The sequence below is a fragment of the Natrinema versiforme genome (assembly GCF_005576615.1).
Taxonomy (GTDB): domain Archaea; phylum Halobacteriota; class Halobacteria; order Halobacteriales; family Natrialbaceae; genus Natrinema; species Natrinema versiforme_A.
The window spans coordinates 559,546-577,790 of record NZ_CP040330.1 but is presented as its reverse complement, the minus strand read 5'-3'; the positions used below and the strand labels follow the sequence as shown (position 1 = coordinate 577,790).

The 18,245-nt window shown below is 65.6% G+C and carries 16 protein-coding genes; 10 read left to right on the top strand and 6 right to left on the bottom strand.

What is annotated here, in order from left to right; genetic code table 11:
• The first annotated feature begins 4 nt into the window (after positions 1 to 4).
• The 4 genes from pstC (at position 5) to trpB (ending at position 4,180) form a co-directional block, all read left to right on the top strand.
• The gene (gene pstC / locus FEJ81_RS02790) at positions 5 to 943 is read left to right on the top strand and encodes a phosphate ABC transporter permease subunit PstC (RefSeq protein WP_138243839.1); all 939 of its coding nucleotides are present in this window, start codon (positions 5 to 7) and stop codon (positions 941 to 943) included.
• Positions 943 to 1,803: a PstA family ABC transporter permease gene (locus FEJ81_RS02785; protein WP_138243838.1), complete on the top strand. Its 861-nt coding sequence runs from the start codon at positions 943 to 945 to the stop codon at positions 1,801 to 1,803. The genes pstC and FEJ81_RS02785 overlap by 1 nt, the downstream gene beginning before the upstream one ends.
• Entirely contained in the window at positions 1,800 to 2,630 is an 831-nt protein-coding gene (locus FEJ81_RS02780) for a phosphate ABC transporter ATP-binding protein (RefSeq protein ID WP_138243837.1), read from the top strand. Before FEJ81_RS02785 ends, FEJ81_RS02780 begins: the two co-directional genes overlap by 4 nt.
• A 398-nt stretch (positions 2,631 to 3,028) precedes the next feature.
• Entirely contained in the window at positions 3,029 to 4,180 is a 1,152-nt protein-coding gene (gene trpB, locus FEJ81_RS02775) for a tryptophan synthase subunit beta (RefSeq protein WP_138243836.1), read from the top strand.
• A gap of 30 nt (positions 4,181 to 4,210) precedes the next feature.
• On the opposite strand, the gene FEJ81_RS02770 is transcribed toward trpB, so the two are convergent.
• The 3 genes from FEJ81_RS02770 to FEJ81_RS02760 all read right to left on the bottom strand — a co-directional run bounded on the left by FEJ81_RS02770 (position 4,211) and on the right by FEJ81_RS02760 (position 6,449).
• Entirely contained in the window at positions 4,211 to 4,624 is a 414-nt protein-coding gene (locus tag FEJ81_RS02770; RefSeq protein WP_138243835.1) for an HIT family protein, read from the bottom strand.
• A gap of 78 nt (positions 4,625 to 4,702) precedes the next feature.
• Positions 4,703 to 5,764 (bottom strand): glycosyltransferase family 4 protein, encoded by a 1,062-nt coding sequence (locus FEJ81_RS02765; protein WP_138243834.1) that lies wholly within the window; start codon positions 5,762 to 5,764, stop codon positions 4,703 to 4,705.
• A 97-nt stretch (positions 5,765 to 5,861) separates the two neighbouring features.
• Positions 5,862 to 6,449, bottom strand: coding sequence for a hypothetical protein (locus tag FEJ81_RS02760; protein WP_138243833.1), 588 nt, complete (start codon positions 6,447 to 6,449; stop codon positions 5,862 to 5,864).
• 207 nt (positions 6,450 to 6,656) lie between these two features.
• On the opposite strand from FEJ81_RS02760, the gene FEJ81_RS02755 reads away from it, so the two are divergent.
• The 3 genes from FEJ81_RS02755 (at position 6,657) to FEJ81_RS02745 (ending at position 10,522) form a co-directional block, all read left to right on the top strand.
• Positions 6,657 to 8,609 (top strand): S9 family peptidase, encoded by a 1,953-nt coding sequence (locus FEJ81_RS02755; protein ID WP_138243832.1) that lies wholly within the window; start codon positions 6,657 to 6,659, stop codon positions 8,607 to 8,609.
• 108 nt (positions 8,610 to 8,717) lie between these two features.
• Positions 8,718 to 9,689 (top strand): ABC transporter ATP-binding protein, encoded by a 972-nt coding sequence (locus FEJ81_RS02750; protein ID WP_138243831.1) that lies wholly within the window; start codon positions 8,718 to 8,720, stop codon positions 9,687 to 9,689.
• Positions 9,686 to 10,522 (top strand): ABC transporter permease subunit, encoded by an 837-nt coding sequence (locus FEJ81_RS02745; protein WP_138243830.1) that lies wholly within the window; start codon positions 9,686 to 9,688, stop codon positions 10,520 to 10,522. Before FEJ81_RS02750 ends, FEJ81_RS02745 begins: the two co-directional genes overlap by 4 nt.
• A 47-nt stretch (positions 10,523 to 10,569) precedes the next feature.
• Here the strand turns inward: FEJ81_RS02745 and FEJ81_RS02740 are convergent, their stop codons facing one another.
• Positions 10,570 to 11,628, bottom strand: a complete 1,059-nt coding sequence (locus tag FEJ81_RS02740; protein WP_138243829.1) for an NAD(P)-dependent glycerol-1-phosphate dehydrogenase — start codon at positions 11,626 to 11,628, stop codon at positions 10,570 to 10,572.
• Positions 11,629 to 11,779: 151 nt separating this feature from the next.
• Between FEJ81_RS02740 and FEJ81_RS02735 the strand changes: the two genes are divergently transcribed.
• Positions 11,780 to 12,862, top strand: a complete 1,083-nt coding sequence (locus FEJ81_RS02735) for a M48 family metalloprotease (protein ID WP_138243828.1) — start codon at positions 11,780 to 11,782, stop codon at positions 12,860 to 12,862.
• Here FEJ81_RS02735 and FEJ81_RS02730 read toward each other — a convergent pair.
• Positions 12,859 to 13,848 (bottom strand): NAD-dependent epimerase/dehydratase family protein, encoded by a 990-nt coding sequence (locus FEJ81_RS02730; RefSeq protein WP_138243827.1) that lies wholly within the window; start codon positions 13,846 to 13,848, stop codon positions 12,859 to 12,861. The genes FEJ81_RS02735 and FEJ81_RS02730 overlap by 4 nt on opposite strands.
• A gap of 201 nt (positions 13,849 to 14,049) precedes the next feature.
• Between FEJ81_RS02730 and FEJ81_RS02725 the strand changes: the two genes are divergently transcribed.
• A complete protein-coding gene (locus tag FEJ81_RS02725) occupies positions 14,050 to 15,054 on the top strand; it encodes an RAD55 family ATPase (RefSeq protein ID WP_138243826.1) in 1,005 nt (334 codons plus the stop codon).
• An 85-nt stretch (positions 15,055 to 15,139) separates the two neighbouring features.
• Here the strand turns inward: FEJ81_RS02725 and FEJ81_RS02720 are convergent, their stop codons facing one another.
• A complete protein-coding gene (locus FEJ81_RS02720; protein ID WP_175416342.1) occupies positions 15,140 to 16,489 on the bottom strand; it encodes a PQQ-binding-like beta-propeller repeat protein in 1,350 nt (449 codons plus the stop codon).
• 273 nt (positions 16,490 to 16,762) lie between these two features.
• Between FEJ81_RS02720 and FEJ81_RS23655 the strand changes: the two genes are divergently transcribed.
• On the top strand, positions 16,763 to 18,190 hold the full coding sequence (locus FEJ81_RS23655) for a hypothetical protein (protein WP_229504750.1): 1,428 nt from the start codon (positions 16,763 to 16,765) through the stop codon (positions 18,188 to 18,190).
• Positions 18,191 to 18,245 lie beyond the last annotated feature (55 nt).

Sequence of the window (18,245 nt, the reverse complement as noted above, 5' to 3'; positions counted from 1 at the left end):
AACGATGGTCGAGTCGACGGAACCGACTGACCCGGAGCAGGGCGCGCGTATCGACCGACGGCTGCTCGCCGAGCGACTGAGCAGTCAGTGGCTTCGCGGTGCAGGCTACTTCGCGATCGCGCTGTTCGCGTTGATCGTGCTGATGCTGCTCTATCAGTCGCTGCCGCTGCTCTCGGAGTACTCGCTCGTCCAAGTGTTGGCGTCGTCGAACTGGGATCCCGCACGAAACGAGTTCGGGTTCCTGCCGGCCATCGTCGGCACGATCTACGTGACCGGGCTCACGATGCTCATGGGGACGCCGATCGCGATCCTCACGGCGATCTATATCGCCGAGTACGCCGAGGGCCGGACGAAGGTCATCGTCTCGTCGTTCATCGACGTGCTTGCGGCGATTCCGAGCGTTATCTTCGGACTGGTCGCACTGATCGTCGTCGTTCCCTTCGTCGGAGATTACCTCGCGCCGGCGGTCGGCTCCGGCGGGACCGGACTGGGGATCTTCACGGTCAGTCTCGTGATGGCGATCGTCGTCACGCCCTTTATGATCTCGCTGTCCGCCGAGTCGCTCGAGGCCCTGCCCGACGAACTGCGCGAGTCCTCGCTGGGCGTCGGCGCAACGAAGTGGGAGACGATCAAGTCGGTCCTGTTGCGGGCTGCGGGCCCCGGAATCTTCTCGGCGATCCTGCTCGGATTCGGCCGCGTCTTCGGCGCGACGATCGTGCCGGCGATGCTCATCGGCGGCCAGACCCAGCTTCCGGACTCGCCGTTTGCGACCGGCCAGACGTTGCCGACGCTGATCGTCAACGACTTCGGCGAACTGATGAGCCTGCCGCTGACCCAGTCGGCGCTGATCTTCGTGGGACTAATGCTCGTGATCGTCGTCTGGCTGTTCAACTTCACGGCGATGCTCGTCCGCCAGCGCCTCCAGCGGAGGTGGCAGTACTGATGGATCGCTACGCCGAACAGCGACTCTTCGGCTGGCTCGCTCGCGGTGCTGCCGCGCTCGTCGTGAGCGTTCTGATCCTAGTAATCGGCGTGACGATTTACAGGGGCGGTCGCGTCTTCCTCACGGACCCAGCGATCGCGTTTACGCCGCCCGGCTCGCGGTACATGCTCGAGGGAGAGGGCGGCTTCTTCCACGCGGTGTTGGGGAGCGTCTTCATCGTCGTCCCGGCGACGGTCATCTCGACGATACTGGCCGTCTCAACGGCCGTTTACCTCCAGAGCGACTACTCGAGCGACCGGTTCTCGGATGTCGTAAACATGTTTCTGAACGTCCTCTGGGGGACGCCGCCGATCGTCTACGGCGTGTTCATTCTGACAGTGATCATCGCGATCGGTGCCCAGACGAGCCTGTTCTTCGGGATCGTCGCCATCGCGATCTTCCAGTACCCGATCGTGACCCGGTACACCGACGAGGCGTTACGGTCGGCGCCGGAGACGGTCAAGGAAGCCGCGTACGGGCTCGGATCGACGCGGTTCGAAACCGCACGAATGACCGTTCGAGCGGCGCTTCCGGGCGTCATCGCCGGGATCGTCATGGGCTTTGCCCGCGGAATCGGCGATGCCGCGACGGTATTGTTCACTGCCGGACGGAGCACGCGAATGCCGTCCGGCCTGTTCGAACCGTCGACGACGCTGCCGGTTCTCATCTTCGATCAAGCGATGTCGTTCAACGCCGAAGTCAGGTCCCACGCGTACGCAGCGTCGTTCATCCTCACGGTCGCCGTGCTGGGCCTGATTCTCGTCTCGAAACTGCTCGCCGGACGGTACGCTCGATACGCACCGGGAGGTCGAAACTCATGACAGACGCTGCACTCACCACCGACAACCTTGCCGTAACGTACACCGGGAACCGCGAAGTGGAGGCGCTGAAGGGCGTCTCGGTGGAGTTCCCGGAGAACCAGTTGACCGCCATCATCGGTCCGTCAGGCTGCGGGAAGTCGACGCTGCTGAAGTCACTAAACCGGCTCCACGAGATCCAGCCCGACGTCGAAATCTCCGGCGACGTGTATCTGGGCGAGCAGTCGGTCTACGACACCGACGAGCCCGTCCCGGAGCTTCGCAGGCGGATCGGCTACGTCCCGCAGACGCCGACGCCGTTACCCCTCTCGATCTACGAGAACGTCGCCTACGGACTGCGGATACACGGGGCCTACGACTCGAAGGCGGACCTCGACGAGCAGGTCGAAAGCTACCTTCGAAAGGTGAACCTCTGGGAGGAGGTAAAGGACCGACTGGATACCCCCGGTGCGGAGCTGTCGACTGGCCAGATCCAGCGGCTGTGTCTCGCCCGCTCGCTGGCAGTCGAACCCGAGGTGTTGCTGTGCGACGAGGTGACGTCGGCGCTGGATCCAGTCTCGGCCGAGCAGGTCGAGGAAACCCTCGCCGACCTCAAAGACGAGTACACTATCGTCATGGTTACCCACAGCATGGACCAGGCGAAGCGGCTCGCCGACGAGGTAGTCTTCCTCTATCTCGGCGAACTCGTCGAGGCCAACGACGTGCGATCGTTCTTCGAGAATCCGCAGAACGAACGGACTCGGGAGTTCGTCGACGGTCCGACGATGGTCGAGTACGGCGACGACGAGACGCCGGAGTCGACGCCGACCGAGGCGGTGACCGAGCGATAGCGGCGGATCGGCCCCGACGTACCGGTCAATCGCGATCGCTCTTCGGGGTCGTCCACTCGATCGGATACGCGTCGGCAATCTCGTCGAAGCGAATCGATCGGCACCAGCGCTCGCGAGACCAGTCGGCGACGAACGGGCTCAGGTCCCTCGGATTCTCGAAGTTCTGGACGCGAACGACGTCGACCGATCGTCCGAGAGCAGCCGCGAGACGCTCACGGCGGAGTCACCCGGCAGCCCGACGGCTCGCGTCCGAACTGATTCGAGACATCGCTAACCGTCCGGTCGCGACCACGAACGCTCGAATACGCCTGTACCCAGCGGAGACGCCGCTCGACTAGTGAGTCGAACCGCAACCGGAGCACGGAACGTATTTGCTGCCGGCGTCCCAGTCATGACACATGACCGACGGCGCATTCGGAGGCTACGGCGGACGTCACGTCCCCGACCCGCTGCAGGAACCGCTCGAGCAACTCGCCGCGGCGTACGACGACGTGGCGAATACCGACGAGTTCGACGCTGAACTGCGCGAACTCCTCGAGGAGTTCGCCGGCCGGCCGACCCCGCTGTACTACGCGCGCAACCTGAGCGAGCGCTACGGGGCCGAGATCTACCTCAAGCGGGAGGACCTGCTCCACGGCGGGGCTCACAAGATCAACAACGCGCTCGGGCAGGCCCTGCTCGCTAAGCGAGCGGGCCGCGATCGGTTGATCGCCGAGACCGGGGCCGGCCAGCACGGCACCGCGACCGCGATGGTCGGCGCCTTGCTCGGCCTCGAGACGGAGATCTACATGGGACGGAAAGACGTCGAACGGCAGGAGATGAACGTCTTCAGGATGCGCCTGATGGGTGCCGAAGTAAACGAGGTCACCCGAGGTGACGAGGGGCTGGCCGACGCCGTCGATGCCGCGCTCGAGGATTTCGCCGAAAACGTCGAAGACACCCACTATCTGGTGGGCAGCGTCGTCGGCCCCGACCCGTTCCCGCGGATGGTCCGGGACTTCCAGAGCGTCATCGGTCGGGAGGCCCGCGAGCAGATACAGGAGCGCACGGGCGACCTGCCCGACGCCGCGGTCGCCTGCGTCGGCGGTGGCTCGAACGCGATCGGCCTGTTCCACGCGTTCCGCGAGGACGATGTCGACTTCTACGGCGCCGAAGGCGGCGGGAAAGGCTCGGACTCGAGTCAGCACGCCGCCCCGCTCGCACAGGGGAGAGACGACGTGCTCCACGGGATGAAGACGCGGGTCCTCGACGAGGACGTCGACGTCCACTCCGTCTCGGCGGGGCTCGACTACCCCGGCGTCGGCCCCGAACACGCCATGTTCCGGGCCGTCGGCCGCTGTGAGTACACTGGCGTCACCGACGACGAAGCGCTGGCGGCCTTCCGCGAACTGAGCGAGACCGAGGGGATCATCCCGGCCCTCGAGTCCAGCCACGCGATCGCTCGAGCGATCGACCTCGCGGAGGCGGGCGAGCACGAGACGATCCTCGTGAACCTCTCGGGTCGCGGCGACAAGGACATGGAGACGGCGGCCGCGAAGTTCGACCTCTGAGCGGCGACTCCGATCCCGTCGGCCGTCGATTCAGCGCTCGAGGTGTGCCTGCACGCGACCCATCAGGGCCGCGGCGTCGTCGTCGAGCCGATCCCGCGACAGCGACAGCGCCACGTCGTCGTCCCCGAAGCGAGGGAGGAGGTGGACGTGTGCGTGATCGACAGTCCCGACTAACGGCCCGCTGGTGTGAAAGACGCTGAACCCTTCCGGCTCGAGTGCCGCCTCCAGCGCGTTCGAAACGGTCCGGACCGTTTCGAAGACGGCCGTCGAGACCGATTCGTCGATCGTCAGCACGTCTTCCTCGTGGGCGCGCGGAATAACGAGGCAGTGTCCGGGCACGGCCGGGTTCCGGTCGAGAAACGCAACCGTTCGCTCGTCTTCGTAGAGGACGTGCGCCGATCGATCACCGCTGAGAATCCGACAGAAGTCACAGTCGTCGTGCATGGCCGAACTCTCTACTGAATCGACATATAGGTATCTCCATCCGACGGTCGCCCGTCGGTGTCCGGTATCGTTGGACGCTTACAGGAGACCGCGTTCGTCCCGTAACGTTCGATACGACTCGAGATACCGGTCTGCCACCGCCGAGCGATCGTAGTCGGCAAAGGCCTCGTCGTACTCGCGGTGCTCTAAGTCGCCCGCCGCGAGGATGGCTTCCGCCAACTCGTCCTCGCTGGTGGTCCGGAACCCGCGGTCCCAGCCCTCGACGAGTTCGTGGGCGCTCGAGTCCGCGTGATACTCAACGATACCCACGCAGCCGGCGGCGATCGCCCACAGCATCTCCGTCGGGAAGACGCAGTGGTCGGCCGTCTGGGCGAAGACGTGGGCCCCGCGGTAGGCCGCGATCCGCTCCTCGAGGTCGAGGTCGCCGAGGAACGTTACCCGATCCTCGATCCGGAGGTCCCGCGTCAGTTGCTCGTAGGCGTCCCGTTCCGGTCCGTCGCCGACGACGTTCGCGGACCAGTCCCGGTCGCGGAGTTCGGCAAGTCCCAACAGCAGGCTCTCGAGGTTCGCTCCCTCGTCGAGTCGGCGAGCGTAGATCACGTCGACTTCCTCGCCCGGTTCGACCTCCCGAATCCGGTCGCAGTCGATCGGGTTCGGCACCGTCTCGACGATGTCGCCGTCGGCCCCGATCTCTCGGACCCACGTCCCCACGAGTTTCGAGGGCGTGACGATCCGGTCCGGACGGCCCGTCGCGAACCGCGTCCAGCGGGTGTCGGTAACGCCGCCGTCGCCGTACCACTCGAGGACCAGCGGCGCTCGCGCGAGCGTCGCCCCCCAGTTGGCTGCGACGACCTGACTCGGCGGTTGTGCGCTGGCGTGAACGATATCCGGACTCGCGGCCGCGAGAACGAACGGGAGTCGCAGGAGGAACGAACTCCGGGCTTCGGGGCCGTTCGAGACCGCGTGATAGGTGATTCCGTCCGCGTCGAACGTGGACTCCTCGCCGGCCCAGAAGCCGGCGCAGTACCAGTGGACATCGTGGCCGTGCTCCGCGAGGAGTTCGCAAACGGTCCGCAACCGCTCGTTCGTCTCGGTGGCGCGGTGGTGAGCCGTTTCGAACGAGACGAACGCGATTCGCATCTGCTCGCAGAATGCGAGCGAGAGGTTAAAAACTCCCTGTTTCGGTCGAATCCGGGTCCCACAGTCACCGGGTCACGAACGTGCGTCGCCGAGACGGCTAGAAAAAGCCATCGTCGGTATCGTCCGTCTCGTTGTCCGTACTATCGTCGTCCGTGCTATCATCCGTCCCATCATCGCCATCGCTCTCGCCATCGTCGCTCTCGCTCTCGCTGTCGTCCCCATCGCTCTCGTCATCACTGCTCTCATCGTCACCATCACCCTCGCCGTCATCGCTGTCGTCCTCATCGGTTCCGGGTCCCGCGTCGTCATCGTCCCCGGAGCCGTCCTCGGTTTCGTTGCCGCCGTCGCTCTCGTTACCGTCGCTCTCGTTGCCACCGATACTCTCGTTGTCACTGCTCTCGTTGCCGCCGATATCGATCGGGTCGGTATCGGACTCGTTGTCCTCGAGGTCGCCCTCCTCGTCCCCGTCGGTGCTCTCGTTCTCGGAGCCGCCACCCGCCGTTTCAGAGTCAGCGCCCTGACTCCCCAGCGACTCTATTTCGCCGTCGGAGTCGGGCATCTCGACCGAATCGGCCACGAACAGCTCCGGGCCGACGGCCGCGACGGTCATCCCGAACGCCGCGAGGATGAGTACGGTCGTCACGAGGACGGTCCCGACCGGCGACTCGTCGATCTCGTCTGCCATTGACCGTGTTCGGGACGCTATACGGCTTTGTTAAGCGCCGCCATCGTCCCCCGTTCCCGACACGACGGCGGGGGATCGACCCCGTGTCACGCGCGTCGCGGGATACCGCCGTGTGGACCGTAACTGGTCCCTACTCGCCCGCGTCCGCCGGGCCGACCGATCCCACCGACCGAAACGACTACCCCTTCGAGTCCGTACGCCACTGGCATGAGCAGCTACGACATCGAGCGCTATCTCAACGTTCGCAGCGCCTACGGTACGTCCTTCGGCCCCGACGGTGAACGCCTCTCCTTCCTGATGAACACGACCGGGACCCCGCAGGTCTGGACCCTCGAGGAGTCCCGCGGCTGGCCCGAGCAGCGGACGTTCTACGACGAGCGGGTGACCTTCGCCTCGTGGTCGCCGGAGTGCCCGGAGCTGATCTTCGGAATGGACGAAGGCGGCAACGAACGCGCACAGCTGTTTCGGTTGGACGCCGAAACGGGCGAGATCGAGAACGTCACCGCGATGCCCGACGCGAAACACCGCTGGGGCGGCTGGAGCCACGACGGCGAGCGGTTCGCCTTCACCTCGAACCGCCGCGACGAGTCCGTCTTCGATGTCTACGTGCAGGGCCGCGACGAGCGCGGAGACGAGGCACAGCTGGTGTACGAGGGCGATGGCTGGCTCTCGCTGTCCGGCTGGAGCCCCGACGACTCGCGGCTGCTCGTCTCGCAGGCCTACTCCAACTTCGATCAGGACCTGTACGTGCTCGACCTTGAGGCGGACGACCCCGACCTCGAGCACCTCACGCCCCACGAGGGCGACGTTCGCTATCAGAGCGCGAGTTGGGCTCCCGACGGTGAGGGTATCTATCTGGTCACCGACGAGGGCGACACCGATACCCTGTATCTGGCCTATCTCGACCTCGAGGGCGGGGCGCGGAGCGCCCCGGAAACTCAAGTAGCGACGGACTCGAAGAGTCCCTCGGACCATGCGAGCGGGTCGAAGACCCGCGAGCAGACGGGGAGGGAAACGACCCGCGAGAGCGGCGACCTCGAGACGGTCGCCGACGGCGATGGCTGGAACGTCGGCGGTATCGCACTGGACGACGAGACGGGGCGGTTCGTCTACTCGCGGAACGTCGAGGGCTACACCGACCTCACCGTGGGCGAGTTCGATCCCGACGCGCCGACCGAGTTCGAGACCTTCCCCGAGCCCGACCTACCGGGCGGGATCTCCGGCGGCGTGGGCTTCGACCCCGACGCCGAGCGGTTCGCGCTGTCGACGAGCGGCGACACGGTCAACACGAACGTCTTCGTCGTCGATATCGAGACCGGCGAGGCCGAACAGTGGACGAGCGCGCCGACCGCGGGCATTCCCCCCGAATCGTTCGACGACTCGGAACTGGTCCACGTCGAGAGTTTCGACGACCTCGAGGTGCCCGGATTCTTCACCCTCCCGGACGACTACGAGGCGGGTGACGCGAACGACGGCGACGGCGTCCCCGTCATCGTCGACATCCACGGCGGCCCCGAGAGCCAACGGCGACCCTCCTTCTCGAGTGTCAAACAGTACTTCCTCGACCGGGGCTACGCCTACTTCGAGCCGAACGTCCGGGGCTCGTCGGGGTACGGTGCCGACTACGCGAGCCTCGACGACGTCGAAAAGCGAATGGACTCCGTGGCGGACATCGAGGCCTGTGTCGAGTGGTTGCAGGATCACCCTGCCGTCGATCCCGATCGGATCGCGGCGAAGGGCGGCTCCTACGGCGGCTTCATGGTGCTTGCCACGCTGACGGAGTACCCCGACCTCTGGGCCGCCGGTATCGACACCGTCGGCATCGCCAACTTCGTCACCTTCCTCGAAAATACGGGCGACTGGCGACGGGAACTCAGGGAGGCGGAGTACGGGTCCCTCGAGGACGACCGGGAGTTCTTGGCGGAAATCTCGCCGATCAACAACGTCGAGAACATCGAGGCACCGCTGTTCGTCCTCCACGGGGAAAACGACCCCCGCGTGCCCGTCGGCGAGGCCGAACAGATCGCGGAGAAAGCGGCCGAACAGGGCGTCCCCGTCCGAAAGCTGATCTTCGAAGATGAGGGCCACGGCTTCTCGAAACTCGAGAACCGCATCGAGGCCTACTCCGCGATCGCCGACTTCCTCGACGAGCACGTCTGAGTCCTCGAGTGATCGGCGTGAGCACACCAACCTGCCGTCCGGATCGGCAACGAAAAGCATTGGAATAAGATCCAGAGATTTTTACACGTCCCCGAAATAGGGAACCACGTGCCCGCTATCGAAACCTCCAGCCTGACGAAACGGTACGGCGACTCGGTCCTCGCCGTCGACGACCTCGATTTAGTCGTCGAGGAAGGCGAGATATTCGGCTTCTTAGGCCCCAACGGGGCTGGGAAGTCGACGACGATTAACATGCTTCTGGACTTCGTCCGCCCGACCGAAGGTTCCGCGACGGTACTCGGACACGATATCCAGCGAGAGTCGAAAACGATCCGCTCGCGCATCGGTGTCCTCCCCGAAGGTGCGACGCTGTACGATCGGCTGACCGGCCGCGAACACCTCGAGTGGGTCATCGACAACAAAGGCAGCGACGACGACGCCGACGAACTCCTCGAACTGGTCGGCCTCGAGCCCGAGGCCGCGGCGCGATCTGCCGGCGGCTACTCGAAGGGGATGGCCCAGCGTCTCGGATTCGCGATGGCACTGGTCGGTGACCCCGACCTCCTGATCCTCGATGAACCGTCCTCGGGACTCGATCCCAAGGGAATGCAGGAAATGCGCGAAATTATCACTGCCGAAGCCGACCGCGGTACGACCGTCTTCTTCTCGAGTCACATCCTCGGGGAAGTCGAGGCGGTCTGTGACCGTGTCGGCATCATGAACGACGGACGACTCGTTGCGACGGGAACTCTCGACGCGTTGCGCGAGAATCTCGATCTCGACGCCTCGATCTCGCTGACGGTCGACACCGTCCCCGACGCGCTCGTCGCCGACCTCGAGAACCACGAGGGCGTCCGCTCGACGACCGTCGACGGATCGACTATAACGGTCTCCTGTGCGTCGACGGACACCAAGTACGATGTCGTGACACAAATCGGTGCGGCGACGACTGTCCGCGATATCGTCTCCGAGGACGCCTCCCTCGAACGGCTGTTCAACACGTACACGAACGGCGAGCAGCCGCGTGAGGAGGACACCGACGCGGAGCGGGCCGACGCAGAGACGGAGGTGTCGGCATGAGCGTCCTCGCCGTGGCGAAGAAGGACTTCCTCGATGTCCGGCGGGCGAAGAGCGTCTGGGTCGTCAGTGGACTGTACATGCTGCTCGTGGCGTTTTTGTTCTACTTCGGCCAGAACGGACCGACGGACCCGAACGTCATTTATCAGTTGTCGACTCTCACAACCGTCGGGACGCTGTTCGTTCCGATCGTCGCGCTCATGATGGTGTATCTCACGATCGCCGGCGAGCGGGAGTCGGGAAGTATCAGGTACCTGCTTTCGCTTCCGAACACGCGACGGGACATCGTCATCGGGAAGTACCTCTCCCGCGGGGCCGTCGGTACCGGCGTCATCCTCGTCGCGTTCGGCGTGGGCGCGGTGATGACGGTGCTGTGGTACCCGTCGTTCGAAGCGACCGTCTTCGGCGGCATCGCCGGCCTGACGGTGCTCCTCACGCTTGCGTACGTCTCGGTCGCCATCGGCATCTCCGCGGCGACGGGAGCGCGATCGCAGGCGATGACCGGGGCGATCGGGTTCTACTTCGTCAGTAACTTGCTGATGATCAGTCCGAACCTCTCGATCGTCGCCGCGCTCGAGTACGTGCTGAACGGTCGGCTCGGGATGGGTATCTCCGATCACCTGTTCGAGTTTATCCGCATGCTCAGTCCGACGATCGCCTTCAGGAAATCCCTCCCGCTCGTCGTGCCGAACGACGTGACGGTGTTCCCGGCGAACGCGGATCCCTCGGCCCCATCCTACCTCACACCCGAAGTTGCATTCACCATTCTGGTCGCCTGGCTTGTCGTTCCGATTGCGTTCGGTCTGTGGCGGTTCAACCGGACCGACCTGGATTGAACGAATCGGCGGTATCCGCTCGGTCCACTGACTCACCACCCGTTTTCTCAGATCACGCCCGTTTTCGTCGCTACGTCTCGAGCCGCGCGCTCGTTCATCCCGTTGCCCAGAATCGTGTAGCGGTCCCGGATCTCGTGGCAGGTCGTCAGCGACTCGATGATCGTCTCGTCGTCGATTCCGAGTTCCTCGGCGGTCGTCGGCGCGTCGATGCTCGAGAGCGCGTCGCGGATGTCCCGCCAGATCCCGTCTTCGCCCTGATGGAGGTAGGCGGTTATGATCGAGCCGACGCCGACCTGATGGCCATGCAGGGCCGCCTCGGGTGCCAGCCGGTCGAGCTGGTGGGAAAAGAGGTGTTCGGCCCCGCTGGCCGGCCGCGAGGAGCCGGCGATGCTCATCGCGACGCCCGAGGACATGAGTGCCTTGGTGACGACCCACGCGGACTCCTCGAGGCCCGGGCGAATCAGATCGGCGTTGTCCACGAGGATTTCGGCGGTCATCTCCGAGAGCGCGGCGGCGTACTCGGAGTACTCGACGTCTTGGAGTCGTCGGGCGAGTCGCCAGTCCATCACGGCGGTGTAGTTCGAAATGATGTCGGCACAGCCGGCCGTGGTCAGGTCCCACGGCGCGTCGGCGAGGATGCCGGTGTCGGCGACGACCGCGAGCGGCGGTTCCGCGGCGACGCTGTGGCGAGAGTCCCCGTCCGGAACCGAGCCGCGATTGCTGACGATCCCGTCGTGGCTGGCCGCCGTCGGCACCGAGAGAAAGCCCATATCGAGGTGGTGACTGGCCAGTTTCGCTATGTCGATGGCCTTCCCGCCGCCGATCCCGACGAGGTAGGAGACCTCCTCGGCTTCGGCGGCCTCGATTACTCGCTCGACGGCGTCGAAGGTCGCCTTTTCGATCGTGACGATCGCGGGCTCGATCCCGGCGGCCTCGAAATCGGCCGCGATGGGGTCTGCGGCAACCTCTCGAGGCGTCGGACTCGTGATGAACAGCGGCCGCCCCTGTAGGTGGAGATCATCGACCACGTCGAGGACCTCGTCGCGAACGCCGTGACCGACGACGACGTTTCGCGGGAGGCGAATCCACGTCGACTTCTCGAACATAGTGGCCCTGACACACCCCCGGGACATGTGTTTTTCCTCGTCGGCGCGCTGGGTGGGCGGAACTCCGATCCGTCAGCTTCGCGCTCATCGGCTCGAGTCCCGTCGCGTCGAAAACGATGTCTTATATACTTGCTAAGATGAACGGTGAGATATGATCGGCGTGCTCGTGCGCTGGCTCGGCCTGCTCGTCGTCGGCTATATCGCCGGTCGACTGTACGGGCGGCTCGCAATTCGACGCAGGGGTACCGACGGTCAGGGATCGCGAGGAACGTATCGGTTTCTCGCCGTCGTCGGCATCGCCGCCCTTCTCGTCCTCACGTTTTCCGGCCTCATCGATGCGACTGAGACGGCCCTCTCGTCCGTCCATCCGATACTGGGCAGTGGCCTCGCCACGCCGCTCGCGTGGGCACCGGCGGCGGCCGGAACGATCGTCGCGATCCTCGTCGCGTACCTCGGCGTATTTCCGTCCGCTCGCGAGCGGCGAGGGCTCGAGATCAGCGCATCGACGGCAGTGGCCCGTCTCGGCAAGTATCTCGTGGCGGTCGCGATATTCTGTTTGGGGTTGCTCGCGCCCTTCACGGCACTTCTCGGCGCGTCGAACCCGAGCCCGCTGTTGATTCCGGTCGTGTTCGCCGTCCTCGCCATCGGCGTCTACGCCTGGCTGCAGTACAGTATTCGACTCACACAGGACATCTCCGACCCGACGGCCGAACAGCGACGACGGCTCGAGACCGCGGCCGATCGGGCCGATCTGACGGCGACCGTCGCCGGCGTGTTTTCCGGCCGTGAAACCGAAACGGCCGGACTCTACCTCGACGGCCCGTTCTGGAACCGGCAGCTATACGCGACCGATTACGCGTTCGACGTCCTCGGCGACGAGGAGCTGGCGGCGCTGTGTGCACGCGAACGCGCCGCGGACGACCTCCGACTGCTCGAGCGTCGATCGCTCGTCGTGGCGGTTCTGTTCGGGCTGTTTCTGACCGTGACCGTCTGGACATCGGTGCTCGTCGCGCTCGTCGGCCTCGCCGTCACCTGGCCGCTCCTCGTTTGGCACCTCCAGCACTGCGAGTTCGCCGCCGACCGCCGTGCGGCTCGCGAAATCGGGGCTGGGCCCCTCGCGAGCGCCTACGAAGCACACCCCGACCTGACCGATAGTCGCGGCCGTCTCCACGAACGGCTCGCCTCGACGCCGTCGACGGCGCGACGCCTCGAGCGCCTCCGGGAGTCCGGTTAGAGCGTCTCCAGAATTCCCAACACGCGCTCTTCGGCCTCCCGGTCCGGCCCGTTCTCGTCCCCGTCGCGGTCGCTCTCGAGGTGAGCCGCGACCGAGCGATCCATCGCCGTCTCGAGCGGCGTCGACTCCCAGCCGAGGGCCGCGAGTTTCGCCGTCGAGAGGACGTGCGGATAGGTCCGGTAGAGGGGATAGTCGTCGAGTTCGATGTCGCCGGCCGCGAGTTCGCGGGGGCCGGCGTGGACGAGATCGACCGCCGTCTCGAGCGCGTCGGCGATCAGTTCGACCATCTCCTCGAGCGTGACGAGCCGCCGGTCGCCGACGTTGTAGGCCTCGCCCGCGTCGCCGCGTTCGGCGACGATCCGCAGGGCGCTGGCGACATCCTCGACGAAGACGCGGTGTCGAAGGTTCGTCCCGTCGCCGGGGACCACGACGCGATCGAATCGGTTCACCCGGTCGATCCACCAGTCCAGTCGCTCGGTGTGGTCGTGGGGGCCGTAGACGATCGGCGGTCTGACCGCCATGGCGCGGACGCCGTCGTCGGCCGCCGCGAAGACGGCGCGGTCGCCCTCGGCCTTGCGATTGCCGTAGGTCTCGAAGGAGTCGTCCGTCGCCTGCTCGGCCGTACAGGGGTGCAGCGAGGTCTCGCCCTCCCGCTTCGGAATCTCTTCGTCGCCGTAGGCCGCGCCGCTCGAGACGTAGACGTAGGCCTCGCAGTCGTCGAAGATCCGGGTCGCGGCGCGGACGTCCTTCGGGTGGTAGGCGACGCAGTCGAAGACGGCGTCCGGCGTGACCGTCATCGCGGCCGACTCGAGGGCGGTGTCGTTCGTGCGGTCGCCCTCGACGTGGTCGACCCGGTCGTCGTCTTCGAACGGGTTCTCGCTGGTTCCGCGATTGAAGATCGTCACGTCGTACTCGTGCTCGAGCAGATCCTCCACGAGGTGGCGACCGATAAAGCGAGTGCCGCCGATAACGAGTGCGCTGTCCATGTGTGGCCCCTCACGGCTGTGAGAGAAAACGGTGGCGGACGACGCTCGATCGCCTCGAGTCGTCGTCCGATCAGCGTCTCGATTCGACTGAGGCGATCGGTGACGACCTCCGATCCGTCGCTCGAGTCCGGGTCGGACCGGTAAGCGCGGTGACCCTCAGGGGAGGGTTCTATTGGTCCGTCCGTGGTAGGGCGGTTCGATATGTCTGACCAGCTCCGGACGGACCGCGCTCGAGCGTATCCCCTCGAGTGCGACCACTGTCACTATCCGATCCCGGACGATCCCGTCGAGAACGACGACGGACAGTACTGTTCGACCGCGTGCCGCGAAGCCGCCGCCGAGGACTCGACGATGTCCGAGCCCGACGCCTACAAACGGGTCGCGACCGGCGTCGAGCCGCTCGACTCGCTCGTCCCGAACGGGATTCCCGCGGACTCGTTGGTCCTCCTCTCGGGCGACGAGGGGACTCGCCGCGCCGAACTGGGGATCGAACTCGCGTGGCGCGCCCTCGAGCGGGGCGAACCCGCCGTCGTCTGCTCGATCGCAAACCCGCCGACGGCGACGCTCGAGCGATTCTACCAGAACGGCTGGAACGTGCTTCCCGCGCTCGAAAATGACCGGTTGCGGATCATCGACTGCTTCACCTATCGGCTCGACGACCGGGACGGCTTCCTCGACGACCGCAACGATTGGTCGACGTTCATCGGCGAGGCCGCCGAAGACGCCATCGTGGACGTGCGCGATCCGAGCGACCGCAGCGAGCTGGCGAACAGGCTCCACGGCGCGCTCGACGACCTCGAGATGACCGAGACCGGACTGGTCACGATCGACTCGCTGGACGACCTCGAGGCAGTGTTCACCGAACAGTCGGTTCGGGAGTTCCTCACGGACGTTCGGGCGACGGTCTGTAAGGCGCGGTTCGTGCCGATCGTCGCGGCGGCGACGACGGCGGAGCAGGGCGGCCCGCCGGGGGCGGCACACGTCTTCGACGGGATCGTCGATCTGCGGCTGACGGACCACCTCACGCCGGAGGCGCGGCTCAAACAGCTCGCCGTCCGCAAACTGACCGGGGCCCAGTTCCTGCCCCAGTGGGTGACTTACGAACATGAACCCGCTCGCGGCCTGTTCGCGTTCGGTCCGAACACGGACGCGCGGCAGGTCTACGATTTCGGGAACGGGCCCACACAGCCAGATCGGCCCCGGTAGCCGTCCGGCGCGGACACGGACCGAACAGGACGAGTGCCAACGGGGACGGTTTACCGGAGTGTCGGCTCTCGTCCGATCGCCGTCATCACTCCGTCGCCTGATCGGCCAGTGCGTACAGCGTGATCGGCCCCTCGTCCGAATGGTCGTTGCCGATGGCCCACAGCGTCTCGTCAGCGACGAACGGCGACGTGACCGTTCCGTGGGGGACATCGTAACTCCACACCAGTTCCCCGCTCGCTTTGTCGATCGCACGGATTCGTGCCTCGTCGCCGGGCCACGAGCCGGTGACGAGAAGGTTTTCGGTGACGACGGGGAGCGTGTCACTGCTCCCCGCCAGTCTGGGCCCGCCGTCAGGTTGAAACGACCACGTCGGGGTCCCGTCCGTCGGCTCAAGCGCGTACAGTCGATTGTCGTCGACGACATAGACGTGCTCGTCATCGACGGTCACGCCCGTTCGCGGTGCGTCCCGCTGTTCAAACCGCCACGCCACAGTTCCGTCAGTCCGTGACAGCGCCGTGATACTGTCCGGGCCGTCCGCAGCCTTCACCGGGAGGTAGACGTGGTCGGTATCGACGACGGGAATTCCTTCACCGATCGGGAGTGTCGCGTCCCAGCGTCGTTTCCGTGACTCCAAATCGAACGCGACGACGTTCGCCACGTCGTCCGGTGCCTCGTCCGTCGTGAGGAACACCGTCCCGTCATCGATCGCCATGTCCTCGGGATACAAATTCCCGGCCGCGAGCGGCGCGTGCCACTCGACGCGTCGGTTCGCTACGTCGACGACGTACAGTTTCGAAACGCCGTCGTCGGTCCGCGTCGTCGTTCCGACGTACGCTCGGTCACCGTCGACTTTGAACGCCGTTGCGTGTTCGTCGTCGCTCTCGTCGAGGGGAATCGGGACAGCCCACTGTTTCTGACCCGTTTCGGGATCGATTCCGATCACTTCCGAGTCGCGCGTCCGCTTGTTCAACACGAGAGTGGCGACGACGCCGTTAGTACGCGCTACCGAGGCGCGATGAGCGGTATACGGGTCCACGGCCGTCTCGCTGAAGCGCCAGCGAACCGAGCCGTCGGTCCGCGAGATCGCCGCGAGAATGTCTCGGTTGTTACTGATGAAGAGCGAGTCTTCGGAGAGAAGGGGTCCGCGACCGATCCGGCTGTAGTAGTCAACATCGAGATCCCGTTTCCAGGCGAGGGACGGTTCGCTCGTCGTGACCGTCGCCCCCTGTTGGTACATACTGTTCCGAGTGTCGACGAAAATCTGGTCGACGGTATCGTCACCGACCGTCCGGCGTTGCTGGTCGCCGTCCGTGGGTGAGGAATTCGTCGACTCCGGATCGGATTCCTCGAGACAGCCGGCGATACCGGCGGATGTGACTGATCCGATGGCAGCAAGTAACGTTCGCCGTCGGTAGGGAGATCTGCGTGACTCCATCATCCCGGTGGAGCAACTAGACTGTAATAACGATACTTGCCGTTCGGAGAGGGTCACCGATCAGAGACGGTCTCGGTCCCTGACTGCGCTCGAGCGATTCGAATCGCGCTCGCGATCGGCCCCGTCTTGCATGCGAGCGCGCGCTCAGCGTTTATCCGCTCGTTCGGTTTAGCACCCACCGCAGCACTACGACCACCAGCGACCAGCGCGTCGATCGGGGCGAGTCAGCGATCGATATCGAATCCACAGCCGACGATCCACACAGTCATACCCATGAACGACCGATACGACAGCGACCGACGAGAGACGGAGGATCGAGAAGAGCGCTCGAGCAATACGGAGAACCGGCGTCAGAATCGACGTGAGGGACAGGGCCAAGAGACCGATCGGAGCCGGCAGGGCGGCGACCGCGGCTGGCTCCACGGCATGTTCAGCCGCGGCGACAGCGACGATGTCGGTGCGCAGGGTCCCGACCGACGGGAGCGCGAGCGACGGCAAACGGAGGGGCAGCAGGGCTCGTCCGGCGATACCGGCTGGGGACGCGGTTCCGGCACGACCACCGATCGAGACCGCCAGCGTGGCCAGCAGTCCGGCGGAGGCCAGGGCGACTACCCGCAGCGCAGTCGGTCCCAGCAGCAACGCGAACAGGAGGGGCAGCGAGGCCAACGAAGCCAGCAACGCGGCGAGCGCGGCCAACAGTTCGGCCAACAAGAGACACAGCAGCGAGGCCAGCAGTCCGGCCGACAGCGAGGCCAGCAGTCCGGCCGACAGCGAGGCCAGCAATCCGGCCGACAGCGCGGCCAGCAATCCGGCCGACAGCGCGGCCAATCCGGACAACAGCAGGGCGGTCGCCAGCAGCGCAGCGGGTTCGAAACCGACGCGATGGACGAGGCGAACCTCGAGTACGGCGGCGAGGCCCGACACGAGCAGCGTCGCGGCGGACAGCAGGGCGGTATGCAGGGTCAGCAGGGAGGAATGCAAGACCAGCAGGGACAGCGCGGACAGCAGCGTGACATGCAGAACCGGCAGGGCCAGCAGCGACAGGGTGGCATGCACGGCCATCGCGGACAACAGGGACAACAGCGCAGCGGCCAATCCGACCGGAGCCAACAGGGCACGCAGCGCGGCGAGAAACAGATGGGTGCCCAGCAGCGCTGGCACGAGAACCGGGATACCCAGTCCGATGCGACGGGACGCATGCAGGGCCAACAGGACCGCCACCACCGCGGCCAGCAGAGCGGAATTCGAGGCGAGGGACAGCAGAACCAGTCCCGGCGGGGCGGCGAGCAACACGGCAGCCAGTACCAGCAGGGCCAGCCCGAGTACGGTCGCCACCAGCGGAGCGAAGGCCACGAATCGGGAATGCAGCGCGACCGCGGCGGCGACCAGCGAGGGGGTCGATCGCAGCGTGACTTCGGGGACACCCAGCAGTACGACCGCGGCGGCGAGTACGGCGATACCGGCGATCGCTCCGGCGGACGCATGAACCGAGAGCAACAATCCGGCGGCGGTCTCGAGTACGAACAACGGGGCCGGCGATCCGAGCAGGGTGACTGGACGGAGTCCCGCGAGTCGGATCGGGGCTCGAGCGGCGACCGAAATCAGCAACTGCAGGACGACATGAGCAACCGTCGCCACGTCCACGAACGCGATCCCACCGCCGATGAGGATCGGGCCCGCGACGAGGACTGGTCGAGCTAACGCCGCGAGCGAGAGCGGAGCCGCCGCTGCGAGCCGAAAACACACTCGTTTTTCC